At 63.8% G+C, this 25,148-nt stretch carries 28 protein-coding genes; 17 read left to right on the top strand and 11 right to left on the bottom strand.

Annotated elements, in window-relative coordinates; translation table 11 throughout:
- Positions 1-43 precede the first annotated feature (43 nt).
- Genes E8F20_RS19030 through betC form a run of 3 tightly spaced genes read right to left on the bottom strand, consistent with a single transcriptional unit; the run spans position 44 to position 4,094 of the window.
- Entirely contained in the window at positions 44-1,603 is a 1,560-nt protein-coding gene (locus E8F20_RS19030) for a SulP family inorganic anion transporter (RefSeq protein WP_280285130.1), read from the bottom strand.
- A gap of 34 nt (positions 1,604-1,637) precedes the next feature.
- Positions 1,638-2,564 carry a choline ABC transporter substrate-binding protein gene (gene choX / locus E8F20_RS19025; protein ID WP_280285129.1) on the bottom strand — a complete coding sequence of 309 codons (927 nt, stop codon included), beginning with the start codon at positions 2,562-2,564 and terminating at the stop codon, positions 1,638-1,640.
- 24 nt (positions 2,565-2,588) lie between these two features.
- A complete protein-coding gene (betC, locus tag E8F20_RS19020; RefSeq protein WP_280285128.1) occupies positions 2,589-4,094 on the bottom strand; it encodes a choline-sulfatase in 1,506 nt (501 codons plus the stop codon).
- A gap of 111 nt (positions 4,095-4,205) precedes the next feature.
- On the opposite strand from betC, the gene E8F20_RS19015 reads away from it, so the two are divergent.
- The gene (locus E8F20_RS19015; RefSeq protein ID WP_280285127.1) at positions 4,206-5,159 is read left to right on the top strand and encodes a LysR family transcriptional regulator; all 954 of its coding nucleotides are present in this window, start codon (positions 4,206-4,208) and stop codon (positions 5,157-5,159) included.
- Positions 5,156-5,524 carry a DOPA 4,5-dioxygenase family protein gene (locus E8F20_RS19010; RefSeq protein ID WP_280285126.1) on the top strand — a complete coding sequence of 123 codons (369 nt, stop codon included), beginning with the start codon at positions 5,156-5,158 and terminating at the stop codon, positions 5,522-5,524. Before E8F20_RS19015 ends, E8F20_RS19010 begins: the two co-directional genes overlap by 4 nt.
- Positions 5,525-5,708: 184 nt before the next feature.
- Here the strand turns inward: E8F20_RS19010 and trpA are convergent, their stop codons facing one another.
- Together trpA and trpB are read right to left on the bottom strand one after the other, a co-directional pair.
- Positions 5,709-6,518 carry a tryptophan synthase subunit alpha gene (gene trpA, locus E8F20_RS19005; RefSeq protein ID WP_280285125.1) on the bottom strand — a complete coding sequence of 270 codons (810 nt, stop codon included), beginning with the start codon at positions 6,516-6,518 and terminating at the stop codon, positions 5,709-5,711.
- A complete protein-coding gene (trpB, locus tag E8F20_RS19000; RefSeq protein ID WP_280285124.1) occupies positions 6,515-7,723 on the bottom strand; it encodes a tryptophan synthase subunit beta in 1,209 nt (402 codons plus the stop codon). Before trpB ends, trpA begins: the two co-directional genes overlap by 4 nt.
- Before the next feature lie 148 nt (positions 7,724-7,871).
- Between trpB and E8F20_RS18995 the strand changes: the two genes are divergently transcribed.
- The 4 genes from E8F20_RS18995 to E8F20_RS18980 all read left to right on the top strand — a co-directional run bounded on the left by E8F20_RS18995 (position 7,872) and on the right by E8F20_RS18980 (position 10,573).
- Complete coding sequence (locus tag E8F20_RS18995; protein WP_280285123.1) at positions 7,872-8,762, top strand: LysR family transcriptional regulator; 891 nt, start codon at positions 7,872-7,874, stop codon at positions 8,760-8,762.
- A gap of 59 nt (positions 8,763-8,821) precedes the next feature.
- Positions 8,822-9,037: a dodecin gene (locus tag E8F20_RS18990; RefSeq protein ID WP_280285122.1), complete on the top strand. Its 216-nt coding sequence runs from the start codon at positions 8,822-8,824 to the stop codon at positions 9,035-9,037.
- Positions 9,038-9,181: 144 nt separating this feature from the next.
- Positions 9,182-9,406, top strand: a complete 225-nt coding sequence (locus E8F20_RS18985; RefSeq protein ID WP_280285121.1) for a DUF1161 domain-containing protein — start codon at positions 9,182-9,184, stop codon at positions 9,404-9,406.
- Between the two features lie 168 nt (positions 9,407-9,574).
- Complete coding sequence (locus E8F20_RS18980) at positions 9,575-10,573, top strand: LLM class flavin-dependent oxidoreductase (RefSeq protein WP_028627050.1); 999 nt, start codon at positions 9,575-9,577, stop codon at positions 10,571-10,573.
- Positions 10,574-10,579: 6 nt separating this feature from the next.
- Here E8F20_RS18980 and E8F20_RS18975 read toward each other — a convergent pair whose 3' ends face one another.
- On the bottom strand, positions 10,580-11,005 hold the full coding sequence (locus E8F20_RS18975) for a hypothetical protein (RefSeq protein ID WP_280285120.1): 426 nt from the start codon (positions 11,003-11,005) through the stop codon (positions 10,580-10,582).
- 53 nt (positions 11,006-11,058) lie between these two features.
- On the bottom strand, positions 11,059-11,475 hold the full coding sequence (locus E8F20_RS18970) for a hypothetical protein (protein ID WP_280285119.1): 417 nt from the start codon (positions 11,473-11,475) through the stop codon (positions 11,059-11,061).
- A 52-nt stretch (positions 11,476-11,527) separates the two neighbouring features.
- On the opposite strand from E8F20_RS18970, the gene E8F20_RS18965 reads away from it, so the two are divergent.
- Complete coding sequence (locus E8F20_RS18965) at positions 11,528-12,604, top strand: aminopeptidase (RefSeq protein WP_280285118.1); 1,077 nt, start codon at positions 11,528-11,530, stop codon at positions 12,602-12,604.
- Positions 12,605-12,662: 58 nt separating this feature from the next.
- Positions 12,663-12,896 (top strand): DUF1161 domain-containing protein, encoded by a 234-nt coding sequence (locus E8F20_RS18960; RefSeq protein ID WP_028627054.1) that lies wholly within the window; start codon positions 12,663-12,665, stop codon positions 12,894-12,896.
- Between the two features lie 290 nt (positions 12,897-13,186).
- Here E8F20_RS18960 and E8F20_RS18955 read toward each other — a convergent pair whose 3' ends face one another.
- Together E8F20_RS18955 and E8F20_RS18950 are read right to left on the bottom strand one after the other, a co-directional pair.
- On the bottom strand, positions 13,187-13,831 hold the full coding sequence (locus E8F20_RS18955) for an HAD family hydrolase (protein WP_280285117.1): 645 nt from the start codon (positions 13,829-13,831) through the stop codon (positions 13,187-13,189).
- A gap of 4 nt (positions 13,832-13,835) precedes the next feature.
- Positions 13,836-14,381 carry a gamma carbonic anhydrase family protein gene (locus E8F20_RS18950; protein ID WP_280285116.1) on the bottom strand — a complete coding sequence of 182 codons (546 nt, stop codon included), beginning with the start codon at positions 14,379-14,381 and terminating at the stop codon, positions 13,836-13,838.
- Positions 14,382-14,493: 112 nt separating this feature from the next.
- Between E8F20_RS18950 and prlC the strand changes: the two genes are divergently transcribed.
- From prlC to E8F20_RS18925, 5 genes are all read left to right on the top strand, one after another.
- Positions 14,494-16,542 (top strand): oligopeptidase A, encoded by a 2,049-nt coding sequence (gene prlC / locus E8F20_RS18945; RefSeq protein WP_280285111.1) that lies wholly within the window; start codon positions 14,494-14,496, stop codon positions 16,540-16,542.
- Positions 16,539-16,805, top strand: coding sequence for a YheV family putative zinc ribbon protein (locus E8F20_RS18940; protein WP_280285110.1), 267 nt, complete (start codon positions 16,539-16,541; stop codon positions 16,803-16,805). Before prlC ends, E8F20_RS18940 begins: the two co-directional genes overlap by 4 nt.
- Positions 16,806-16,826: 21 nt before the next feature.
- Complete coding sequence (locus E8F20_RS18935) at positions 16,827-17,603, top strand: DUF1835 domain-containing protein (protein WP_280285109.1); 777 nt, start codon at positions 16,827-16,829, stop codon at positions 17,601-17,603.
- A gap of 88 nt (positions 17,604-17,691) precedes the next feature.
- Complete coding sequence (locus E8F20_RS18930; protein WP_280285108.1) at positions 17,692-18,750, top strand: PA0069 family radical SAM protein; 1,059 nt, start codon at positions 17,692-17,694, stop codon at positions 18,748-18,750.
- 111 nt (positions 18,751-18,861) lie between these two features.
- Positions 18,862-19,569, top strand: a complete 708-nt coding sequence (locus E8F20_RS18925) for a carbonic anhydrase (protein ID WP_280285107.1) — start codon at positions 18,862-18,864, stop codon at positions 19,567-19,569.
- A 55-nt stretch (positions 19,570-19,624) separates the two neighbouring features.
- On the opposite strand, the gene E8F20_RS18920 is transcribed toward E8F20_RS18925, so the two are convergent.
- Positions 19,625-20,284 (bottom strand): hypothetical protein, encoded by a 660-nt coding sequence (locus tag E8F20_RS18920; protein WP_280285106.1) that lies wholly within the window; start codon positions 20,282-20,284, stop codon positions 19,625-19,627.
- Positions 20,285-20,669: 385 nt separating this feature from the next.
- Between E8F20_RS18920 and coxB the strand changes: the two genes are divergently transcribed.
- The 4 genes from coxB to E8F20_RS18900 are packed head-to-tail and all read left to right on the top strand — an operon-like array spanning position 20,670 to position 24,882.
- Positions 20,670-21,797, top strand: a complete 1,128-nt coding sequence (gene coxB / locus E8F20_RS18915) for a cytochrome c oxidase subunit II (RefSeq protein WP_280285105.1) — start codon at positions 20,670-20,672, stop codon at positions 21,795-21,797.
- A 29-nt stretch (positions 21,798-21,826) separates the two neighbouring features.
- On the top strand, positions 21,827-23,416 hold the full coding sequence (ctaD, locus tag E8F20_RS18910; RefSeq protein ID WP_028627065.1) for a cytochrome c oxidase subunit I: 1,590 nt from the start codon (positions 21,827-21,829) through the stop codon (positions 23,414-23,416).
- 1 nt (position 23,417) lies between these two features.
- A complete protein-coding gene (locus E8F20_RS18905; RefSeq protein WP_028627066.1) occupies positions 23,418-23,969 on the top strand; it encodes a cytochrome c oxidase assembly protein in 552 nt (183 codons plus the stop codon).
- Between the two features lie 25 nt (positions 23,970-23,994).
- Positions 23,995-24,882, top strand: a complete 888-nt coding sequence (locus E8F20_RS18900) for a cytochrome c oxidase subunit 3 (RefSeq protein WP_280285104.1) — start codon at positions 23,995-23,997, stop codon at positions 24,880-24,882.
- A gap of 30 nt (positions 24,883-24,912) precedes the next feature.
- Here the strand turns inward: E8F20_RS18900 and E8F20_RS18895 are convergent, their stop codons facing one another.
- Positions 24,913-25,116, bottom strand: a complete 204-nt coding sequence (locus tag E8F20_RS18895) for a twin transmembrane helix small protein (RefSeq protein WP_028627068.1) — start codon at positions 25,114-25,116, stop codon at positions 24,913-24,915.
- Positions 25,117-25,148 lie beyond the last annotated feature (32 nt).

Here is a 25,148-nt window from a genome sequence, read left to right as displayed (position 1 = left end):
CGCAGAGTTTGATGAGTATCGCAGGCTCCACCCATTCTACCGATCAACGCTCGATCAGCAGTCCGCTGCTCTCGCCTTCCAGCTTGCGCAGTTCCCGCTCCACTTGCGGCCTGGCGCGGCGTAGCACCAGGCTGCGCCCTTCCCCGCCCAGGCGCCGCGCTTCGTCGTGGAGCATGCTCACGCCGGCGTAGTCGATGAAATTCACATGGTGCGCATCCAGCACCAGGCGCCCGGCGCGGCTGCGCTGGATCAGCTTCTGCAGGTACGGGCAGGCGCCGAAGAAGATCGACCCTTCGATGCGCAGCACCTCGGCATCCCCCTCCTTCGCCTGCAGCACCCGTGGCTGTGAGGTGCGTTTCAGGTAGAAGAACAACGACGCCAGCACTCCGGCGTAGATGGCCGTTTGCAGCTCCAGCAGCAGCGTCGCGACGCAGGTCAGCGCCATTACTGCGAACTCTGCCCGGCTGACCCGCCAGAGCTGGCGCACGCTGTGCCTGTCCAGCAGCCCCCAGCAGATCAGCAGGATGCTTGCCGCCATCGCCGGCAGCGGGATGTGGTCGATCAGCCGCGCGCCCAGCAGGGCGAACAGTGCCACCCAGAGCGCCGAAAAGACGCCTGCCAGCGGTGTTTGGGCGCCGGCCTGGAGATTCAGCGCGGAACGTGTGAAAGAGCCTGCCGAGAGGTAGCCGGAGAACCAGGCACCGATCAGGTTGGACAGGCCCTGGCCACGGGTTTCCTGGTTGGCATCCAGTACCTGCCGCGACTGGCTGGCCAGTGCACGGGCGATGGACAGGCTGGTGACCAGGCCGAGCAGGCCGCAGGCCACGGCCGATGGCAGCAGGCGCAGCACGTCCTCGGCGTCGATACGAATCGAGGCAAGCGGCGGCAGGCTGCCGCTGAAGGGGTGAACCCGTTCGACGCCGGAAAAGGTGGCGGGCAGCGCCAGCACCAGGAGGCTGCCGCCAATAATGCCGATCAGCAGCGCCGGCAGGCGCGGCCACAGGCTGCGCACCAGGATGGAAAGGCTGAGGGTGAAAGCCGCCACCGCCAGCGATGGCCAATGCACTTCGCGCACATGTCTGGCCAACTCCAGAGCGCTCTGCCAGGCCGTGGCGCGCCCTTCCAGATTGGCCAGGCCGAGCAGGTTAGGTACCTGGCCGAGGGCGATTACCAATGCCGCACCCAGGGTAAAGCCGAGCACTACCGACTGGGAGACGAAGTTGGCCAGGGAGCCGAAGCGCAGAATGCCCAGCAGCCACTGAAAGGCGCCGGCGAGGAAAGTCAGCAACAGCACCAGCCCGATGTAGTCCTGGCTGCCTGGCAGGGCCAGCGGGCTGACACTGGCAAAGAGCACGACTGAAATGGCTGCCGTCGGTCCGCAGATCAAGTGCCACGACGACCCCCAGAGGCAGGCGATGATCACCGGCACCACCGCAGCATAGAGCCCGTACTCTGCCGGCAGTCCGGCGATCAGTGCGTAGGCGATGGACTGTGGCAGGGCAAGGATGGCGCCGGTCAGGCCCACCAGTGCGTCGCGACCCAGGCTGTGGGCACGCGTTGCGGGTAGCCAGTGCAGGAAGGGGAAGAGGTCGGCGAGTTTCACGTCGGATGAGGCTCTTGCACCGTCAGTTCGTCGTTCAGAGCTTTGCCTTCACCGCCGCCAACCCATCGCTACCATCGCGGGTGGTGACGCCCTGCAGCCAGCCGTCAATCACCGCCGGGTTGGCCTTGAGCCAGGCTTTGATGGCCGCGTCGTTGTCGGCGTTGCTGTTGAGCACCTGGTCCATGATGGCGTTCTCCATCTCCTGGGTGAATTGCAAGTTGGCCAGAAGCTTGCCCACGTTCGGACACTGGGCGGCGAAGCCCTTGCGCGCCAGGGTGTTCACACTGCCACTCTCGCCGAAGTACTTCTCACCGCCCTTGAGGTAGGCCATGTCGTACTGCACGTTCATCGGGTGTGGTGTCCAGCCGAGGAACACCACGAATTGCTCACGCTTTACCGCCCGGCCTACCTGCACCAGCATCGCCTGCTCGCTGGACTCCACCAGCTTCCAGTCGCCCAGGCCGAACTCATCGTTGGCGATCATCTGCCGGATCGACTCGTTGGCGGGTGAGCCAGAAGCGATGCCATAGAGCTTGCGGTCGAACTTGTCGGCGAACTTGTCCAGGTCGGCGAATGTCTTCACGCCCGCATCAAAGGCATAACGCGGAACGGCCAGGGTGTACTCGGTGCCGGAGAGGTTCTGCGCCACTTTGTCGACGCTGCCGGCGGCGACGAATTTGTCGTAGCTGCTCTGTTGGGCCGGCATCCAGTTGCCGAGGAAGGCGTCGATCTGCCCCTTGTGCAGGCCGGCGAAGATGATCGGCACCGCCAGCGTCGAGGTTTCGGTGCGATAGCCCAGGCCGTCTAGGAGGAAGCGCGCCACGCCATTGGTCACGGCGATATCGCTCCAGCCTGGATCGCCCAACTTCACCGTGGCGCAACTGGCGTCCTCCGCCTGGGCGTTGAACGCCAGACCGGCCAGCAGTAAGCCGCCGGCAAGCACCGCATTGATCGTCTTCATGCCTTCGTTCCTCGCAAGAGTGGGTCAGGGTTGGGGGAAACGCGCGCGGCGTTCCAGGTCGTCCAGGTCGATGTGGTTGCGCATGTACTGCTGGCTGGCGTCGACGAAGGGCTGGTGGTCCCAGCTCTTCAGCTTGCCATGGGTCAGCGCTTCGGCGACGAAGCGGCGTCGGCGCTGGCTGGCCAGGGTCGCCTCGGCGATGGCTGCCAGGTCCCAGCGTGCCCAGGCCTCGTCGAGGAAGGCCGCCAGCAGCGTCTGGTGATCCGCTGAGGTGGCCAGGTTCTCCAGCTCCTGCGGGTCGTTGGCGAGGTCGAAGAGCAGGCAGGGGTCTTCTTCGGAAAAGATGAACTTGTACTGGCCGCGACGGATCATCATCAGCGGGCTCGTAGTGCCTTCAGCCATGTACTCGCCCAGCACTTCGTCGTGCCCGCCCCGGCCCTGAAGGTGGGACAGCAGCGAGCGGCCATCCAGCGGCAGGCTGTTGTCGAGTTCACCGCCGGCCAGTTCTACCAAGGTGGGCAGCAGGTCGACCGTGGAGACGGACTCGCTCACCCGTCGCGCCTGGAAGCGGCCAGGGGCGTGGACCAGCAACGGCACGCGGGCCGCCATCTCGAACCAGTGCATCTTGTACCAGAGGCCGCGCTCGCCAAGCATATCGCCGTGATCGCCGGAGAAGACGACGATGGTGTCCTCAGCCAGCTGGCACTCGCTCAGGGTCTTCAGCAATGCGCCGATCTGGTCGTCCACGTAGCTGCAGGCACCGAAGTAGGCGCGGCGTGCATCACGGATCTTCGCCTCCGGCAGCGGCTTGCCCCAAAGGTCGATGACCTTGAGCAGGCGCTGGCTGTGCGGGTCCTGTTCGGCATCGGCGAACTGCATGCGCGGCAACGGAATGTCAGCGTCGTCGTAGCGGTCCCAATACTCGGCCGGGATGGTGTAAGGGTCGTGGGGATGGGTCAGCGAGACGGTCAGGCAGAAGGGCTGCCCTGCACGCTCGCGAACATGGTCGTAGAGGTACTGGCGCGCCTTGAACACCACCTCGTCGTCGAAATCCAGCTGGTTGGTGCGCACGCAGGGGCCGGCTTGCAGCACGGAGGACATGTTGTGGTACCAGCTCGGGCGAACGTCCGGTTCGTCCCAGTTCACGGCCCAGCCGTAGTCGGCGGGGTAGATGTCGCTGGTCAGGCGCTCCTCGTAGCCGTGCAACTGGTCCGGGCCACAGAAATGCATCTTGCCCGACAGTGCCGTGCGATAGCCCAGCCGGCGCAGGTAGTGGGCGTAAGTGGGCACGTCGGCGGGGAAGTCGGCCGCGTTGTCGTAGGCGCCGATCTTCGACGGCAGCTGACCGCTTACCAGGGTAAAACGCGAGGGCGCACACAGCGGGCTGTTGCAGTAGGCCGAGTCGAACACCACGCCTTCAGCAGCGAGGCGCGACAGGTTCGGCATCTTGATGGGGGAAGGGGCGTAGAAGGGCAGCATCGGCGCCGCCATCTGGTCAGCCATGATGAAGAGGATGTTGGGACGTCTCATCGTTCGCTTATCCATACCGTCGAATTATGCGAAAGTGCTGGAGACGATGATTGCGTCAGCGACCCAACTGGTAAACCGCACAGCGGAACATGACTCGGATAAGCAAACGTTATGGCAGAGCTTCACTCTGAATTGTCCCTGGACCTGCTGCGGGTGTTCGAGTCCGCTGCCCGCCATCTCAGCTTCACCGCTGCCGCCGTGGAGCTGGGCACTACGCAACCTGCGGTGAGCCAACAGATCCAGCGTCTGGAAAAGCAGTTGGCGACCCGCCTGTTCGATCGCGTCTACCGCGGCATCGAACTCACTGACGCTGGCCGCCTGTTGTTCCTGCATGTGCAGGAGGGCTTGCAAAGCATCAATGCCGGACTCGACGCCATCGGCTCGCGACCGCAGCACGAGGTACTGCAAGTGGCCACTGACTTCGCCTTCGCCGCCTACTGGCTGATGCCGCGCCTGCACCGATTCCACGAGGCCAACCCGGAAATCGACGTCAGCATCGTCACCAGTGATCGCACCATGAACATGCTGCGTTCGGAAGTGGACATTGCCATTGCCTTTGGCGACGGCCGCTTCAAGCACGGCGAGGCGTTGCTGTTGTTCCGCGAGGAGGTCTTCCCCATCGCCAGCCCGCGCCTGCTGGCCGGGCGTGACCAGCCGCTGCCGGTGGCGGCCCTGGCCGAGTTGCCGCTGCTGCACCTGAAGCCCGAAGTGCGTACCCGTTGGTTCGACTGGAATGCACTGTTTCGCGAACTCGGGATCGCCCAGCCACCGGGCTCGGGTATGCTGCGCTTCGACAACTACACCCTGCTGATCCAGGCCGCCATCGCCGGCCAGGGCGTGGCCATCGGCTGGCGCTATCTGGTGGACGACCTGCTCGACCAGGGCCTTCTGGCGCGCGTGCTGGACACCAGCGTCAGCTCGGAATTCGGTTATTACCTGGTGCAGCCTGAGCGCAAGCGCCGCGCACGGCTGATGAAGTGCTTCGTCGACTGGTTGCAGCAGGAACTGGGTGACGAAGCCCGCCAGGCCCAGCTCATCAGGCATCGGGAAGGAATCGCCATATGACCCAGACACTCACCCCCCGGATCAAGGGTTTCCACGCCCATGTCTACTTCGATGCCGACAGCCTCGACCGGGCCCGCGCGCTCTGCGAGGAAGCTGCCAGGCGCTTTCCGCTGAAGATGGGCCGTGTCCACGAAAAGCCCGTTGGCCCGCATCCCGACTGGAGCTGCCAGCTGGCGTTCAAGCCCGAGCTGTTCGGCGAGGTGATCCCCTGGCTGGCCTTGCACCGTGATGGCCTCACCGTGCTGGTACACCCCATTACCGGCAGCGACCTGCGCGACCACCGCGACTACCCGATGTGGATGGGCGCGGTGCGGCCGCTGGACTTGTCGGGTCTCGAGGACGGCGCGATCGAGTACGACCTCTGATGCGTCGACTGATCGACTGTGGGTTCGAATTCATTCGAAAAAGGGCTGCAAAGCAGCCCCCCCGGCGAGCCTTCGGCCCGCTTGGCGAATGAATTAGCCCCCACAGGAGGCGTCGGGACGAATACCCACGAAAAAGCCGCTGTTCCCTTGAGGGACAGCGGCTTTCTTGTGCTGCGGGCGTGGATCAGGCGCGGGCGCCGCGTACCCCTTCGGCGAGGGTCTTGCAGAGGCTGAGGACGCCGTTAACGGCTTGCTCGGGGGACTCGGCCTTGGCGATCTGATCCACCAGGGCGGAGCCCACCACCACGCCGTCGGCCAGCCTGGCGATGTTGGCGGCGTGCTCCGCGGTGCGGATGCCGAAGCCGATGGCCACTGGCAGTTGGGTGTGGCGGCGCAGGCGGGTAACCGCTTCCTGCACATGCTCCAGGGTGGCGGAGCCGGCGCCGGTCACGCCGGCCACGGAGACGTAGTAGACGAAGCCGGAGCTGCCTTCGAGCACGGTGGGCAGGCGATTGTCGTCGGTGGTCGGGGTGGTCAGACGGATGAAGTCGATGCCCGCGGCCTGGGCCGGGTGGCAGAGGTCTTCGTTATGTTCCGGCGGCAGGTCCACCACGATCAGGCCATCTACGCCGGCTTCCTTGGCGTCGCCGATGAAACGCTCCACGCCGTAGTAGTGGATGGGGTTGAAGTAACCCATCAGCACCAGCGGTGTGGTCTGGTTGCCGGCGCGGAATTCGCGAACCATCTGCAGGGTCTTGGCCAGGTTCTGCTTGGCGCCCAGGGCGCGGATATTCGCCAGCTGGATGGACGGGCCGTCGGCCATCGGATCGGTGAAGGGCATGCCCAGCTCGATCACGTCGGCGCCGGCGTCCGGCAAGCCCTTGAGGATGGCCAGCGCCGCGTCGTAGTTCGGGTCGCCGGCGGTGACGAAGGTCACCAGGGCGGCACGGTTCTGTTCCTTCAGTTCGGCAAAGCGGGTCTGCAGGCGGCTCATGCTTTCTGCTCCTGTTGCATGTGGTGCATAACGGTCTGCATGTCCTTGTCGCCACGACCGGACAGGTTCACCACCATGATGTGGTCCTTCGGCAGGTTCGGGGCGCGCTTGAACACTTCGGCGAGGGCGTGGGAGCTCTCCAGGGCCGGGATGATGCCTTCAAGGCGGCAGCACTGGTGGAAGGCTGCCAGGGCTTCGTCGTCGGTGATCGAGGTGTACTCGACGCGGCCGATGTCATGCAGCCAGGCGTGTTCCGGGCCGATGCCGGGGTAATCCAGGCCGGCGGAAATCGAGTGGGCGTCGATGATCTGGCCGTCCTCGTCCTGCAGCAGGAAAGTGCGGTTGCCGTGCAGCACGCCAGGAACGCCGCCGTTCAGGCTGGCCGCATGCTTGCCGGTCTCGATGCCGTGGCCGGCCGCTTCGACGCCGACGATGGCAACGCTCTGGTCATCGAGGAAGGGGTGGAACAGGCCCATGGCGTTGGAGCCACCGCCGATGCAGGCGACCAGGCTGTCGGGCAGGCGACCTTCCTGCTCGGCCAGCTGCTCGCGGGTTTCCTTGCCGATCACGGCCTGGAAGTCGCGGACCATGGCCGGGTACGGGTGCGGACCGGCAACGGTGCCGATCAGGTAGAAGGTGGTGTCGACGTTGGTCACCCAGTCGCGCAGGGCCTCGTTCATCGCGTCTTTCAGGGTGCCGGTGCCGGCTGTGACCGGAATCACCTCGGCGCCCAGGAGCTTCATGCGGAAGACGTTGGCCTGCTGGCGGTCGATGTCAGTGGTGCCCATGTAGATCACGCACTGCAGGCCGAAGCGGGCGGCCACGGTTGCGGTGGCCACGCCGTGCATGCCGGCGCCGGTCTCGGCAATGATGCGTTTCTTGCCCATGCGCCGGGCCAGGAGAATCTGGCCGATGCAGTTGTTGATCTTGTGCGCGCCGGTGTGGTTCAGCTCTTCGCGTTTGAGGTAGATCTTCGCGCCGCCGCAGTGTTCGGTCAGGCGTTCGGCGAAGTACAGCGGGCTCGGGCGGCCGACGTAGTCGCGCTGGAAGTAGGCCAGCTCATTCTGGAATTCCGGATCGTCCTTGGCCTTTTCGTATTCGCGGGCCAGGTCGTGGATCAGCGGCATCAGGGTCTCGGCGACATACTGGCCGCCGAAGGCGCCGAAGAGGCCCTTGGCGTCAGGGCCGGTGCGCAATGAGGTCATGGTGTGCTCCTGCTCTTGCTCCCCTCTCCCGCCGGGAGAGGGGCCGGGGGTGAGGGAGAAATGGGTGATGGCAGCCATTCTACCGCTGGCTGGCCAGCGGAAAAGCGATTAGATTGCTTTAACCTGTCAGTAAAACTCACGGATTTCCATGAGCCGAGACCTGCCTCCCCTGAACGCCCTGCGTGCCTTCGAAGCGGCGGCACGCCTGCAGAGCATCAGTCGTGCGGCCGACGAACTGCACGTCACCCATGGCGCAGTGAGCCGCCAGGTGCGGTTGCTCGAGGAGGAACTGGGCGTTGCCTTGTTCAGCAAAGACGGCCGTGGCGTAAAACTCACGGATGCCGGCCAGCGCCTGCGAGATGCTACTGGCGATGCTTTCGAGCGCCTGCGCGGTGTGTGCGCCGACCTGCAGAGGCGCAGCGAGGATGCGCCCTTCGTCCTTGGCTGTCCGGGCAGCCTACTGGCGCGCTGGTTCATACCTCGCCTGGACCGGCTCAACCGCGCGCTCCCGGAACTGCGCCTGCAGCTCTCGGCCAGCGAGGGCGAACTGGACCCGCGTCGCCCTGGCGTCGACGCCACCCTCTGCTTCGCCGAGCCGCCCTGGCCGGCGGACATGCGGGTGTTCGAGCTGGCGGCGGAATCTATCGGCCCAGTGCTGAGCCCGCGCTACACCCAGCACGACGCCCTGGCCTGCGCCGCACCAGCCGCATTGCTGGAGGAGCCTCTGTTGCACACCGTGTCGCGGCCCCAGGCCTGGCCCCAGTGGGCGGTGGCGCAGGGGCTGGCGACTGAGCGACTGCGCCTGGGCCAGGGCTTCGAGCACCTCTACTACCTGTTGGAAGCGGCGGTAGCCGGTCTCGGTGTGGCCATCGCCCCGCAGCAACTGGTCGCAGACGAACTGGCGTCCGGCCGTCTGGTTGCGCCCTGGGGCTTCGTCGAGACGCCGGCACGCCTTTCGCTCTGGGTGCAGGCGCGGCAGATGGATCGCCGCGCTGAGCGCCTGGCCCACTGGTTGCGTGAGGAACTGACGGGCCGATAGCGGCATTCTTGGCTAGCCTTGCTGGGGAACCCACCCGTGCCTGCCACAGGAGATACGCCATGTCTGATCACCACACCTACAAGAAGATCGAGATCGTCGGTACCTCACGCACCAGCATTGATGAGGCGATCAACAATGCCCTCACCGAAGCGGCGAGGACGATTCGCAACATGGATTGGTTCGAGGTCGTGGAGACCCGTGGACATATCGAGAATGGCCGGGTCGGCCATTACCAGGTGACCCTTAAGATCGGCTTCCGGATCAGCGACAGCTGACACTCGTCCGGGCGAGCGAGGTGACGCACATCCCCCGCTCCTGAATTCGGTTAGGCTCTGACCGTCCGCCCCTGGCCTTGTTGGAACCAGGCGGGAGCGGATGGCTCGTGTGAGTCAATCATCCATTACGAGGGAGCGTCATCCATGAAGAAATTGCTGTTGGGTCTTGGCCTTTTTGCCCTGGCCGGTTCGAGCTTCGCCGCCGTGAAACCCTGCGAGGAACTCAAGGCCGAGATCGACGCCAAGCTCAAGGCCAAGGGTGTTGTCTCCTACACCCTGGAAGTCGTCGACAAGGGCAGCGCCGCCGGCAAGCAGGTGGTGGGCACGTGCGAGGGTGGCAGCAAGGAGATCGTCTACCAGCGCAATTGATCGCACTGCGGTTCCGGGGCCGGCATCCCCTGCCGGCCCAATCCTTACCTTCTGGTGCCCTGGTTACCGAAAAGTGCCTTCTAGCGGCCTTGGACGCCAATCCCTAGAGTAAGACCTACTGATTCACTCGGATATGGCTCCGGCCTATCCCCTGCCAAGGTCTTGCCCATGTCTGCCCTGTCCAATCTGCCCCTTTCCGTCCTCGATCTGGCGCCCGTCCGTGACCACGGCGGCGCCACCCAGGCCCTGCACAACTCCCTGGCGCTGGCACGCCATGTCGAACACCTGGGCTTCTCGCGCTTCTGGGTGGCCGAGCACCACAACATGGATGGCATCGCCAGCTCCGCCACCGCTGTATTGCTCGCCTACCTCGCCGGCGGTACCTCCCGCATTCGCCTGGGCTCTGGCGGCATCATGCTGCCCAACCACGCGCCGCTGGTGGTCGCCGAGCAGTTCGGTACGCTCGCCAGCCTCTACCCGGGGCGAATCGAGCTGGGGCTGGGCCGTGCGCCGGGTGCCGACCACCTCACCGCTCGCGCGCTGCGCCGTGATCGCCTGGGTAGCGCCGACGACTTCCCGCAGGATGTCGAAGAACTGGAAATGCTCCTTGGCCCGCGTCAGCCCGATCAGAAGGTGATTGCCATGCCGGGGGCGGATACCAATGTGCCCATCTGGCTGCTCGGCTCCAGCCTGTTCAGCGCACAGCTCGCCGGGCAGAAGGGGTTGCCCTATGCCTTCGCCTCGCACTTCGCTCCGCGTTACATGCACGAGGCGATTCGTGTCTACCGCAACCACTTCCGCCCCTCGGCGGTGCTCGATAAACCCTATGTGATGCTCGGCGTGCCTCTGGTGGCGGCACCCACGGACGAAGAAGCGGAGTTCCTCGCCACTACGGTGTATCAGCGGGTACTTGCCCTGATTCGTGGCGAAAGCCTGGTGCTGCGCCCGCCGGTTGAAAGCATGGCCGGTCGCTGGCTGCCCCATGAGAAGGATGCCGTGGGCAGTTTCCTGGCCATGGCCATGGTGGGCGGGCCGGAGAAGATTCGCGCACGTCTGCAGGTGCTGCTGGACCAGACCGATGCCGATGAGCTGATCTTCACCTGCGATCTTTACCAGCACGAACACCGGCTGCGAGCGTTCGACATCCTCGCTAGCCTGCGTGACTGAGCGGAATCAGAAGGGGCCGCAGCGCGGGAATATCTCGTGCCTGGCGAGTACTTCGCGGTTCTCGCCATAGAGCCAGGCCATCGGCTGGTTGGCGGCGTTGCGTGCTTCCACGCGGTAGCGCTTGCCGGCCTCGAAACCGTCATAGCGCAGAATCATGTAGCACGTGATGCGGCTGGGCTCGGCATTCATGCCAAAGCCTCCGCCCGCGCCGCCAACCTCGAACTGATAGCGCAGCTCCAGTTCATGCTTGCCGGGCAGCACCTGGTAGTAACGGCCGTCATCCCAGCGCCTGTCGTCCAGGCGGTCGGCCATGAGGGTGTCGCTGGGGTCGGGCACGATATCGATCCAGGCCATTCGTGGGTCGGGATCAGGCAACTGGCTGGCACAGGCGGCGAGGCTGGCCAGCAGCGTCAGGGCGAACACCGCGCGCATGGCGAGTCTCCTTTAGGGGCGGATGATCTCAGAATACCTCCTTGTCGGAGATTTCAGACATCGCCGCAGCGACTTTCCCGAGCCTTGGCCACTTCCTTGTTCTGTTCGTCATACAGCCGCGCCCAGGGGCGGAAACCGATGCCGCCGGCTTCCAATTGGTAGCGCTCGCCAGCGGCGAAATCCGCGTAGGCCAGCTTGAGCAGGCAGGTGCGCCGGTAGCTCGGACTCTCCTGGCCGATATCGTGTCCGCCGACTTCGAATTCCAGGCGAACCTCCAGTTCATGCCGCCCCGGCGTGACCTGAAAGTAGCGCGGATCGGCCAGGGTCTTGTCGTCAACCCGGTTGGCCTGCACCACCTGGCCTTCCTGCTTGCGCAAGGAAATCCACGCCTGGTCCGGGTCGGGGCTGGGCATCAGCAGGGCGCAGCCACCAAGGCTGAGCAGCGGCAGGGAAAGCAGCAGAGGGCGCATGCAGGACTCCGTTCAATGGCAGTAGGTGGTTCCAATGCGCTAGTGTCGCGGCATGCCGACCACCTTTCTTATCGAATTGCTTGACCGCGTTCGCCGGCCTTGGGTTCCCCTGTTGGGCGCCTGGCTGCTGAGCGGTTGTTCCAGCCTGGATTACTACAACCAACTGGCCCGTGGGCAGATGGCGCTTTTGTACGCCCGTCAGCCGGTGCAGGGCCTGATCGACGATCCGGCCCAGCCGCCGCAACTGCGCCAGCGCCTTACCCTTACCCAGGAAGCGCGGACCTTCGCCAGCGTGGCGCTGGGGCTGCCGGACAACGGCAGTTACCGGGTCTATGCCGATATCCAGCGTCCCTTTGTGGTCTGGAACCTGTTCGCCACGCAGGAGTTCTCCCTGCAACCGGAGACGCATTGCTTTCCCATCGCGGGCTGCGTCGCCTATCGCGGTTACTACCAGTTGGGCCGTGCCCGTGGCGCTGCGGCGCTCCTCAGGCAGCAGGGGTTGGACACCTGGGTCGGGGGCGTCGAGGCCTATTCCACCCTTGGCTGGTTCGATGACCCGCTGCTTAATACCATGCTGCGTTGGGACGACGACCGCCTCGCCGCGCTGATCTTCCACGAGCTGGCCCACCAGCGGCTTTACGTGCCGGGGGATACCGCTTTCAACGAATCATTCGCCAGCTTCGTCGAGCGTGAAGGTCTGAAGCAATGGCGCACAAGCCGTGGCCTGTCGAGCCAAGGCGATGACGTCTCCGAACGCCGGGACGCCCTCACCCGCCTGGTGCTGGATACCCGCGAGCGCCTGACGCGCCTTTACGCCAGCGGCCTGCCCCCCGAGCGGATGCGTCAGGCCAAGGCCGAGACTTTCGAGCGTATGCGTCGCGACTACCGTGCGCTGCGTGACCGCGAGTGGGGCGGCTACAACCGCTATGACGCATGGGTGGAGGGGCCAATGAACAACGCAAAGCTGCTGCCCTTCGGCCTTTATGACCAGTGGGTACCGGCCTTCGCCGCGTTGTTCCGGGAGGTGGGGGGGGACTGGCCGGCTTTCTACCAGCGGGCTCGTAAGCTGGGTGAGCTACCGCTGCAGGCGCGTACGAAGGCACTGGAAAGCCTGGTGGCAAACCGCTAGAACTTGCCAGGCTGGCTGCCAGTCAAACGGCCAGGACACCAAGGAAATGGAGCAGGCGATGAAGAGAGTTGCTGTAGTCCTGATGCTGAGTGCGCTGGCAGGTACCGCCCTGGCGGCGCCCAAGCCCTGCGAGGAGCTGAAGCAGGAGATCGAAGTGAAGATCCAGGCCGCCGGGGTGACCAGCTACACCCTGGAGATAGTCCCCAATGCCGAAGTGAAGGACCAGAACATGGTGGTCGGCTCCTGCGAGAACGGCACCAGGAAGATCATCTACCAGCGCAATGGGGATTGATCTGAAAACGCCAAGCGAGCGGTTGCGGAGGCGAACACATTGGCTATGTCTGCGTTAGCTGTTGCTAGAGAGCAACCGGTGAACCTGGACGCCTGTAGGAGCCAGCTTGCTGGCGAAAATGTCCGCGTTCGCTAGCAAGCTAGCTCCTACAAGGGATTCCAGGACCTTCAACACTTTACGCAGACATAGCCAACACCTTCACCAAGCAACCCGAAGGGTTGCCCCTGTGACCTTCCAAGGCGCACTGCGTGCCCCTTGGCGATTGGAATCGCCCCTGAAGGGAAATCGCGTTACCCAAACGCCCGGCTCAGCTCATCCAGGCTGGCGAAGTAATAGGCTGGCGCCTCTCCCATCAGTTCCTCGCGGCTGCCAAAGCCGTAACCCACTCCCGCACCGTGCAGGCCATTGTGACTGGCGCCGATCAGGTCGTGCTTGCGGTCGCCAATCATTAGGGTATTGCCGCGGTCCAGGCCTTCCTCTTCCAGCAGGTGAGCGATCAGCTCGACTTTGTTGGTACGGGTACCGTCCAGCTCGCTGCCGTAGATGTGCTTGAAGTGCCGGTCGAAACCGAAATGCCGGGCGATCTCGCGGGCGAAGACCGTCGGCTTGCTGGTGGCGATGTAAAGCGTGCGGCCTTGTTCGCGCAGGCGTCCGAGCAAGGCGTCGATGCCGTCGAAGACGCGGTTCTCGTAGAGCCCGGTGACCTTGAAGCGTTCGCGGTAATGGTTCACGGCATCCCAGGCGCGTTCTTCGGTCAGGCTGTAGGTCTGCATGAAACACTGCAGCAGCGGCGGGCCGATGAAGTGTTCCAGGTTGGCCAGGTCCGGTTCGTGGATGTCGAGCTTGGCCAGCGCGTACTGCACCGAACGGGTGATGCCCTCACGCGGGTCGGTGAGGGTGCCATCGAGGTCGAAGAGGATGTTTTGGTAGCGCATCGAATCAGCCCCCATAGCCTTCGGCGATATGCAGATCCTTCAGCTTCACATAGTTGGCGGCGCTGTAAGTGAAGAAGGCCTTTTCCTTGTCGGTCAGCGGGCGGGCCTGCTTCACTGGGCTGCCGACGTAGAGGTAGCCGCTCTCCAGGCGCTTGCCCGGCGGTACCAGGCTGCCGGCGCCGAGTACCACGTCGTCTTCGATCACCGCGCCATCCATGACAATGCTGCCCATGCCGATCAGCACCCGGCTGCCGACCGTGCAGCCGTGCAGCAAGGCCTTGTGGCCAATGGTTACGTCATCGCCGATCTCCAGCGGGTAGCCGTCCGGGTTGAAGGGACCGGCATGGGTGATGTGCAGCACGCTGCCGTCCTGCACGCTGGTGCGCGCGCCGATGCGGATGCGGTGCATGTCGCCGCGGACGGTCACCAGCGGCCAGACGGAACTGTCATCGCCCAGTTGCACGTCGCCGATGATCACGGCGGAGGCATCGACGAAGACTCGCTCGCCGAGCTGAGGGGGGATGCCCTGGTAGGTTCTGATCGGGTTCATAGAGATTCCTGAGGCTGCGTCTGGCGGCGATTGTAATTAAGATGGCCAACATCCGGGTTGTGTCTCGTCTCCTCGTGCAGCCCGCGCCCTTTCCCGAATACAGGTGAATGCCGTGACCCTGAGCAATCCCCTCCTGCAAGACTTCGATCTGCCGCCCTACTCCGCCATTCGTCCGGAACACGTCGAGCCTGCGGTTGACCAGATCCTTGCCGACAATCGCGCCGCCATCACCGACCTGCTGGCGCGTCAGGACGGCACGCCGACCTGGCAGGGCCTGGTGCTGGCGCTGGACGAACTGGGCGAGCGCCTGGGCCGAGCCTGGAGCCCGGTGAGCCATCTGAACGCCGTGTGCAACAACGCCGAACTGCGCAACGCTTATGAGGCCTGCCTACCCAAACTGTCCGAGTACTGGACCGAGATCGGCCAGAACCGCGAACTGTTCCAGGCCTACGAGGCCCTGGCCGCCAGCCCTGAAGCGGCCGGCTATGAGGTGGCGCAGAAGACCATTCTCGACCACGCCCTGCGTGACTTCCGCCTGTCCGGTATCGACCTGCCGGCCGACAAGCAGCAGCGCTACGGCGAAATCCAGATGAAGCTGTCCGAGCTGGGCAGCCGCTTCTCCAACCAGTTGCTGGACGCCACCCAGGCCTGGACCAAGGAAATCCACGACGAAGCGGCGCTGGCCGGCCTCACCGACTCGGCCAAGGCACAGATGAAGCAGGCCGCCGAGGCCAAGGGCCTGGACGGCTGGCTGATCACCCTGGAGTTCCCCAGCTACTACGCGGTGATGACTTACGCCGACGACCGTGCCCTGCGTGAAGAGGTCTACACCGCCTATTGCACCCGCGCCTCCGACCAGGGCCCCAACGCCGGGCAGAATGACAACGGCCCGGTGATGGCCGAAATCCTCGATCTGCGCCAGGAGCTGGCCCGGCTCCTGGGCTTCGCGCATTTCTCCGACCTGAGCCTCGCCACCAAGATGGCCGAGTCCACTCCGCAGGTGCTGGGCTTCCTCCGCGACCTGGCCCAGCGCAGCAAGCCCTTCGCCGCCAAGGACCTGGAAGAGCTCAAGGCCTTCGCTGCCGAGCAGGGCGTGGCCGACCTCAAAAGCTGGGACGTGGGCTACTTCAGCGAGAAGCTGCGCGAGCAGCGCTACAGCATTTCCCAGGAGATCCTGCGGGCCTACTTCCCCATCGATAAGGTGCTTTCCGGGCTCTTCGCCATCGTGCAGAAGCTTTACGGTATCGAGATCAAGGAACTGTCCGGTTTCGATACTTGGCACCCTGACGTGCGCCTGTTCGAAATCAGCGAGAACGGCCAGCACGTCGGGCGCTTCTTCTTCGACCTCTACGCCCGTGCCAACAAGCGCGGCGGTGCCTGGATGGACGGCGCCCGCGACAAGCGCCGCAACGCCAGCGGCGAGCTGATCGCGCCGGTGGCCAACCTGGTGTGCAACTTTACCCCTGCCGTCGGCGACAAGCCCGCGCTGCTGACCCACGACGAAGTCACCACCTTGTTCCACGAGTTCGGTCATGGCCTGCATCACCTGCTGACCCGTGTCGAGCACGCCGGTGCTTCCGGTATCAATGGCGTGGCCTGGGACGCCGTCGAGTTGCCCAGCCAGTTCATGGAGAACTGGTGCTGGGAGCCCGAGGGCCTGGCGCTGATCTCCGGTCATTACCAGAGCGGTGAACCGCTGCCCCAGGACCTGCTGGACAAGATGCTGGCAGCGAAGAACTTCCAGTCCGGCCTGATGATGGTGCGCCAGCTGGAGTTCTCCCTGTTCGACTTCGAACTGCATGCCACCCACGGCGACGGTCGCAGCGTGCTCGACGTGCTGGAAGCGATCCGCGACGAGGTGGCCGTGATGCGACCGCCGGTGTTCAACCGCTTCGCCAATAGCTTTGCGCACATCTTCGCTGGCGGTTACGCGGCCGGTTACTACAGCTACAAGTGGGCGGAAGTGCTGTCTGCCGATGCCTTCTCCCGTTTCGAGGAAGAAGGCGTGCTCAACCCGGCCACCGGCCGTGCTTTCCGCGACGCCATCCTGGCCCGTGGTGGTTCCCAGGAGCCGATGGTGCTGTTCGTCGATTTCCGTGGTCGCGAGCCGTCCATTGACGCCCTGCTGCGCCACAGCGGCCTGACGGAGGACGCGGCATGACGGCGACGCCGAAACGCTTTATCGCCGGTGCCGTGTGCCCAGCGTGCAGCGAAATGGACAAGATCCAGATGTGGGACGAAGACGGTGTGCCGCACCGCGAGTGCGTGGCCTGCGGTTACGCCGACACCCTCAACGCCCAGGGCCAGTCGGTGCCGAAGGAACTTGGCACGCGAGTCAACCAGCCCAAGCCCAAGCCGGCCGACCCCAAGGTCCAGGGGGTGCAGTTCTTCCCCAATCCCAAGCTGAAGAAACCCACCGAATAACGCGCGAGCCAAGGAGGGCGTATGTGGCATCTGGTGTGTGGGGACGTGGCGGCTGTCGGTGTTGGCCGCGTGATTGGCGAGGCGGCTGCCGCGAGCCATCTGCGTGTGTTGCGCGATGATCTTGCTGTCGGCCCGCTGGTGGATGTCGAGCAACCGCCCTGCACCGCCCGTGCGCAGTTCTGGCTGGATGTCTGGCCCGAGGCGGTGACGCCCAGGCCGGATTTCGCGCCCGGGCTCAGTGGAGATACCGACTGGCTCGCCGGGCTGGCGCGCCAGGATCAATCGGTGGCCGTCTGGCATGGCGACAGCTGCTCCGAGCAACTCCTGCTGACCCGCGTGGCCGCCGCCCTGGAGGGCAGCGAATTGGCGCTCTGGGAGGTGCCTTGCGGTACTGGGAACAGCAGCGTACGTACGCGTCGCGCGGTCGGCATGATCGAGCCCACCGCGCTCGGCACCTACTACCTGCCGGTACAGGTCGAGGCTGGGCGCAGGGCCCGGCTCGCCGGGCAGTGGCATGCTGCCGTGGCTGCCAATGCCGATATCCGTCGCTGGCGCGATGGCGATTTCCAGGGTGAGGGTCACGCCGCCGTAGATGCCATGCTCCTCGCCGCCTGCACCCCGGAATGGCAACCGCTGCCACGGGTGATGGCCGAGCTAATGGCCGGTAGCGACGGCTTCTTCGTCACAGACTTCTTCGCTTTCTGGCGCGCTCGCGAACTGGCCGACCAGAGGCGCATCGAACTGGGCGGGACTCCCGGCCAGCATGGCTACGGCGCGCTGACGGTTCGTCTTGTGTAGGTTGATCCGCCATCCGGCAGAAACTGGCCAGACGTAGGAGAAAGCTGCATATACTGTATAAATATACAGTTAGCGTGGAGTTCGCCCGATGTCCGCCACTCTCCCTCCCCGTGGCCGCGGTACCGCCAGCAATCCGTTCAATCGCTACGCGCCAACCACCTCGGCGGCGCTGGATGACGGCTGGTTCCAGGAAGTCCCGCCCAGCCGCGCCACTGAGGTGCGACTGGAAACCGCCAAGAGCATCATCACCCGCAACCAATCGCCGGACCTGCCCTTCGACCGTTCGGTGAATCCCTATCGCGGCTGCGAGCATGGCTGCATCTACTGCTATGCGCGGCCCAGCCATGCGTACTGGGACATGTCGCCGGGGCTGGATTTCGAGACCCGGCTGATCGCCAAGACCAACGCGGTGGCCCTGCTTGAACAGCAACTTTCCAAGCCCGGCTACCAGTGTGCGCCGATCAACCTTGGTTCCAACACCGATCCGTACCAACCCATCGAGCGAGAACACCGTCTCACCCGCCAGACGCTTGAAGTACTGCTGCGCTATCGCCACCCGGTGACGATCGTCACCAAGGGTTCGCTGGTGTTGCGCGACCTCGACCTGCTCACCGAACTGGCGGAACAGAACCTGGTGGCGGTGATGATCAGCCTCACCACCCTCGACGATGAGTTGAAACGTACCCTCGAACCTCGTGCCGCGGCCCCGTCGGCGCGACTGCGGGCCATCCGTGTGCTGAGCGAGAACCGTATTCCGGTGGGCGTGCTCTGTTCGCCGATGATTCCAATGATCAACGACATGGAGCTGGAAAGCCTGCTGGAAGCAGCGCGCGACGCCGGGGCGCGGCAGGCGAACTACATGTTGCTGCGTCTGCCGCGGGAAGTGGGGCCGCTGTTCGAGGAGTGGCTCCAGGCGCACTACCCTCAACGCGCCGCCCATGTGATGAGCATCATCCGCCAATGCCGTGGCGGGGAAATCTACGACAGCCGCTTCGGCCACCGTTTCAAGGGCGAGGGCCCCTTCGCCGAGTTGCTGGCGCAGCGCTTTGGCGTGGCCCTCCGCAAGTTGGGCCTGAACCGTCGTCGCGGCGACGAACTGGACTGTTCGCGCTTCTGTCCGCCCGGCGGACAAATGGCGTTACTGTGAGGTGTGACTCGGGAGGCTGTTGCGGCAGTCCTGTAGGAATTCAAATGCCGGCAATCAGATGGATAATGGGCGGCATAAAAGACAATTCCTACAGTGACCGAGGTTGGCAGCATGAGCAACGAGCATGACAAGCAAGGCAGTGAAAGTGCGGAAGAGGCGCTGCGGAACATAGTCGAGGGCTTACAGCGTTTCCGCGACGAGGTCTTCCCGCAGCAGGAAGAACTGTTCAAGAAGCTCGCCCATGAGCAGAAACCCCGCGCCATGTTCATCACCTGCGCCGACTCGCGCATCGTCCCCGAGCTGATCACCCAGAGCTCCCCAGGCGATCTGTTCGTGACCCGTAACGTCGGCAACGTGGTGCCGCCCTACGGCCAGATGAACGGTGGCGTTTCCACTGCCATCGAGTTCGCGGTGATGGCCCTCGGCGTGCACCACATCATCATTTGCGGACACTCTGACTGCGGTGCCATGAAGGCGGTGATGGACCCGCAGACCCTGGAACGCATGCCTACGGTCAAGGCCTGGCTGCGTCATGCCGAGGTGGCCAAGGTGGTGGTGCAGGAGAACTGCGGCTGCGCCAATCACGAATCCCTGGGCGTGCTTACCGAGGAAAACGTGGTGGCCCAGCTGGACCATCTGCGCACCCACCCCTCGGTGGCGGCGCGCCTGGCCAGCGGCCAGTTGTTTATCCACGGCTGGGTCTATGACATCGAAACCTCGGTGATCAAGGCCTATGATGCTGAGCAGGGCCGCTTCCGCACCATCGGCGACGGCCCGCTGCCGATGGCCACGCCACGACCGCGTTACCAGTCGGAGTGATGCAAAAAGGGGCTGCTGATGCAGCCCCTTTTTCATTGCCTGGGTCATTCGCCATTCAGCTTGCCGCACGCTGGCCCGGGTTGAGTTCCAGCCCGACGCCCAGTTGCTGGGACAGGCACGGCCAGCGCTTCCAGGCCTCTTCCACCTTGGGATCGTGCAATTGCTGGCGATAGGTTTGGGCCGAGGGCAGGTTGAACACTTCCTCATCGAGAAGTCCCTCCACGGCGTGGTGCACGGCTTCATCCAACTGGTTGGCGAAGGGCTCGCCGATCAACTGGTGGGCGATCAGGTTGGCCACCGTGGTATCCAGGGGAATCAGCGGTTGGCCGAAGTGGACGATGTAGCGGTCGTTGACTTCTTCCACCAGGCGATGGGCCAGGTAGGCCTCGTCGAGCAGGCCTTCCAGACCCTCGTGGCCGGCCATCAGGGCAGGCGGTTGCAGGAAGAATTGTTCGGCGACCTTGAGTACTGGCTTGATGTGGGACTCGATGCCCGCTTCGCGGGCGACGGTGGCGGCGGCATCCAGCACGTCTGGAACCTGTTCCACGTAGGCGGAGATGAAACGGGCGAGCACACCCTGCGCGTCGTCCGCCGGCAGGCGAATGGCGGGGTGCAGGCTGTCGATCTGGGTTTCGAGAATCCGGGTCAGTTGGCTAGAGGCTGCTTCGTTCTTGAGGGCGCGCTGGATGACTTCGCGCAGTGCGGCGGTGTTCATGACTGCTCCTGAAAAGGACATGGCGGTTTGCGGGGATTAACAGGTGAAGAAGAGACCTTAGCTCGCCCGACGAAACCGCTAAGACCGGATTGTCATAATCGCTTCACAGTTATTCGGGCGCGCTATAAAGGCACTTTGACATCTGCTGCCGACCCACGCCAGCCGTGGCGTTTAGGACAAGGCTTACGCGCCTTCAGACATTTCTTGGATCGCGTTGCGCGCCGGAAGTCCCTGTCTATACTCCGACTCGAAAGGCATTACCTGATGGAACCCGACTGTGCACCTGCGTGCCGAGGTCGGCGGTCTGAGTTTGGTAGTCCGGACAGCCGTCCCCAAGCCGTTGGCCCAGCCGGCGGGATAACAAGAACGAGAAGGGGAACCCGCAATGATGCGACATCCACGAGTCTGGATGGGACTCCTGCTGTGGTCGATTCTCAGCCAGGCGGAGGCTGCCTGGACAGTCAACATGGCGCCCGGCGCTACCGAGGTCAGCCGCACCGTTTTCGATCTGCACATGACCATCTTCTGGATCTGCGTCGTTATCGGCGTTGTGGTCTTTGGTGCCATGTTCTGGTCGATGATCATCCACCGCCGCTCCACCGGCCAACAGCCGGCGCATTTCCACGAGAGCACCACTGTGGAAATCCTCTGGACCGTCGTGCCCTTCGTCATCCTCGTGTTGATGGCGGTGCCGGCGACCAAGACCCTGATCGACATCTATGACACCTCCGAATCCGGACTGGATGTGCAGATCACCGGTTACCAGTGGAAATGGCACTACAAGTACCTGGGCCAGGACGTGGAGTTCTTCAGCAACCTGGCCACACCTGCCGATCAGATCCACAACAAGGCGCCGAAGGACGAGCACTACCTGCTGGAAGTCGACCAGCCGTTGGTGGTTCCGGTGGGCACCAAGGTGCGCTTCCTGATCACCGCGGCCGATGTGATCCACTCCTGGTGGGTGCCTGCGCTGGCGGTGAAGAAGGATGCGATTCCCGGCTTCGTCAACGAATCCTGGACCCGCATCGAGAAGCCCGGCCTCTACCGTGGCCAGTGCACCGAACTGTGTGGCAAGGACCACGGCTTCATGCCCATCGTGGTCGAGGCAAAGTCCCAGGAGGACTTCGCCAAGTGGCTGGCCCAGCGCAAGGAAGAGACGGCCAAGCTCAAGGAGCTGACCGACAAGGAATGGACGCTCGAAGAGCTGGTCGAGCGCGGCGACAAGGTCTACCACACCAGTTGCGCGGCCTGTCACCAGCCGGAGGGCCAGGGCATGCCGCCCATGTTCCCGGCGCTCAAGGGTTCGAAGATCGCCACCGGACCCAAGGCAGATCACCTGAACATCGTCTTCCACGGCAAGCCTGGCACCTCCATGGCCGCCTTCGGCAAGCAGCTTTCCGAGGTCGATATCGCCGCCGTCATCACTTATGAGCGCAACGCCTGGGGTAACAACACCGGCGACATGGTGACGCCGAAGGAAGTACTCGCCCTGAAGCAGGCGCAAAGCCAATGAATAAGACACCGGCCTATAGGGAGACTGACATGAGTGCAGTGATCGACCACGATCATGCCGGGCATGATCACCACCACGGTCCGGCCAAGGGCCTGATGCGTTGGGTGTTGACCACCAACCACAAGGACATCGGGACCATGTACCTGTGGTTCAGCTTCGCCGCGTTCCTTCTGGGCGGCTCGATGGCCATGGTGATCCGCGCCGAGCTGTTCCAGCCCGGCCTGCAGATCGTCCAGCCCGAGTTCTTCAACCAGATGACCACCATGCACGGCCTGATCATGGTCTTCGGCGCGGTGATGCCAGCGTTCGTCGGCCTGGCCAACTGGATGATCCCGCTGATGATCGGCGCGCCGGACATGGCGCTGCCGCGGATGAACAACTTCAGCTTCTGGCTGCTGCCGGCTGCCTTCGGCCTGCTGGTCAGCACGTTGTTCTCCGCAGGCGGAGGGCCCAACTTCGGCTGGACCTTCTACGCGCCGTTATCCACGACCTACGCGCCGGAAAGCGTGACTTTCTTCATCTTCGCCATCCACCTGATGGGCATCAGTTCGATCATGGGGGCGATCAACGTGATCGCCACCATCCTCAACCTGCGCGCTCCGGGCATGACCCTGATGAAAATGCCGCTGTTCGTCTGGACCTGGCTGATCACCGCCTTCCTGCTGATCGCGGTGATGCCGGTACTGGCCGGCTGCGTGACGATGATGCTGATGGACATCCACTTCGGCACCAGCTTCTTCAGTGCTGCCGGCGGCGGTGACCCGGTGCTGTTCCAGCATGTGTTCTGGTTCTTCGGCCATCCTGAGGTGTACATCATGATCCTGCCCGCATTCGGTGCGGTCAGCGCGATCATTCCGGCCTTCAGCCGCAAGCCGCTGTTCGGCTACACCTCGATGGTCTACGCCACGGCGTCGATTGCCTTTCTCTCGTTCATCGTCTGGGCACACCACATGTTCACCGTGGGCATTCCGCTGACCGGTGAGCTGTTCTTCATGTTCGCCACCATGCTGATCGCCGTGCCCACCGGGGTGAAGGTGTTCAACTGGGTGAGCACCATGTGGGAAGGCTCGCTGACCTTCGAGACGCCGATGTTGTTCGCCGTGGCCTTCGTCATCCTGTTCACCATCGGTGGCTTCTCGGGGCTGATGCTGGCAATCGCACCGGCGGACTTCCAGTACCACGACACCTACTTCGTAGTGGCGCACTTCCACTACGTGCTGGTGCCGGGCGCCATCTTTGGCATTTTCGCCTCGGCGTACTACTGGCTGCCGAAATGGACCGGCCACATGTACGACGAGACGCTCGGCAAACTGCACTTCTGGCTGAGCTTCATCGGCATGAACATGGCCTTCTTTCCCATGCACTTCGTGGGGCTGGCCGGCATGCCGCGGCGGATTCCGGACTACAACCTGCAGTTCGCCGACTTCAACATGATCTCCTCCATCGGTGCCTTCAGCTTCGGCGCGACCCAGTTCCTCTTCCTGTTCATCGTCATCAAGTGCATCCGTGGCGGCAAGAAAGCCCCGGCCAAGCCCTGGGATGGCGCCGAGGGGCTGGAGTGGACGGTGCCTTCGCCGGCGCCTTACCACACCTTCACCACGCCACCGGAAGTGAAGTGAGATGAGCGGGGAATTGAGCACTCGCCGCCTGATCCAGCGCCTTTTGGTGCTGGTGGTGGCGATGTTCGGCTTCGGTTTTGCCCTGGTGCCGATCTACGACGTGATGTGCCAGGCCTTCGGCATCAATGGCAAGACCACGGGCTCGGCCTACGAGGGCGCGCAGTCCGAGGACCAGCAACGTCAGGTGCGGGTGCAGTTCCTCGCCACCAACGCGGCGGGGATGAGCTGGGAATTTCGCCCCAGGGCGGATGACCTGGTGGTGCATCCGGGCGCGAGCAACGAGATGCTGTTCGTCGCCTACAATCCGACCGACAAGCCAATGACCGCCCAGGCGATTCCCAGCGTGGCGCCGTCCAAGGCGGCGGCCTTCTTCCACAAGACAGAATGCTTCTGTTTCACCCAGCAGGTCCTGCAGCCCGGCGAGCGCATCGAAATGCCGGTGCGCTTCATCGTCGACCGTGACCTGCCGGCCGATGTACATCACCTGACACTCGCTTACACGCTGTTCGATATCACCGCCCGCAAGCCACCAGTCGCCAGGAATGACGGCTGACGGGACGATAAGGAGAACAACAACGATGGCAAGTCACGAGCACTATTACGTACCGGCCCAGAGCAAGTGGCCGATCATCGCCACCATTGCCTTGCTGGTCACAGTCTATGGGCTGGGAACCTGGTTCAACGACCTGAAGTACGACCGACCGGAATCCAACGGGCCGATGATCTTCTTCGTCGGCGGACTGTTGATCGCCTACATGATGTTCGGCTGGTTCGGCGCGGTGATCCGCGAGAGCCGTTCGGGCCTGTACAGCGGGCAGATGGACCGTTCCTTCCGCTGGGGCATGAGCTGGTTCATCTTTTCCGAAGTGATGTTCTTCGCTGCCTTCTTCGGCGCCCTCTTCTATGTTCGCCACTTCGCTGGCCCCTGGCTTGGAGGCGAAGGCGACAAGGGTATCGCCAACATGCTCTGGCCGAGTTTCGAGTACGCCTGGCCTCTGCTGGAGAACCCCGACTCCAAGCTGTTCCCGCCGCCCAAGGCCGTGATCGACCCCTGGCACCTGCCGCTGATCAACACCCTCCTGCTGGTGACGTCCAGTTTCACCGTGACCTTCGCCCACCACGCCCTGCGCAAGAACAAGCGTGGTCCACTCAAGGCCTGGCTGGCGGCGACCATCCTGCTGGGTGTGGTGTTCCTGGGCTTCCAGGCTGAGGAATACATCCATGCCTACAAGGAACTGGGGCTGACCCTGGGGTCGGGCATCTACGGGGCCACTTTCTTCATGCTCACCGGATTCCACGGTGCCCACGTAACCATGGGGGCGCTGATCCTGACGGTGATGCTGATCCGTATCCTGCGTGGCCACTTCGACAGCGATCACCATTTCGGCTTCGAGGCGGCGGCCTGGTACTGGCACTTCGTGGACGTGGTGTGGATCGGCCTGTTCACCTTCGTCTACGTGCTGTGAAAACGGTGGCCGGAGGTGGGGGCTTCCGGTCTACCAGGTGACTTGAGAAACGAACTGGCCGCTGTAGAAACCCCAGGCGATGAGCGCCAGGGTCAGGGCGGCCAGGACCACACGAACCGTTAGCGCATTGACCACGCGGGAGCTGCGACCTTCGTCCTTGACCAGGAAGAAAAGGCCGCTGAACAGGCTGACCACCGTGGCAAGCAACATGAGGACGATCGCTGCCTTGAGCATGCGTGACTCCGGGGGAAGGGGGATGTTGTGCA

The sequence above is a fragment of the Pseudomonas sp. BN415 genome (genome assembly GCF_029871195.1).
GTDB classification, from domain to species: domain Bacteria; phylum Pseudomonadota; class Gammaproteobacteria; order Pseudomonadales; family Pseudomonadaceae; genus Metapseudomonas; species Metapseudomonas resinovorans.
The sequence above is the reverse complement of the archived record's forward strand: the minus strand, read 5'-3'. Positions and strand labels throughout refer to the sequence as shown.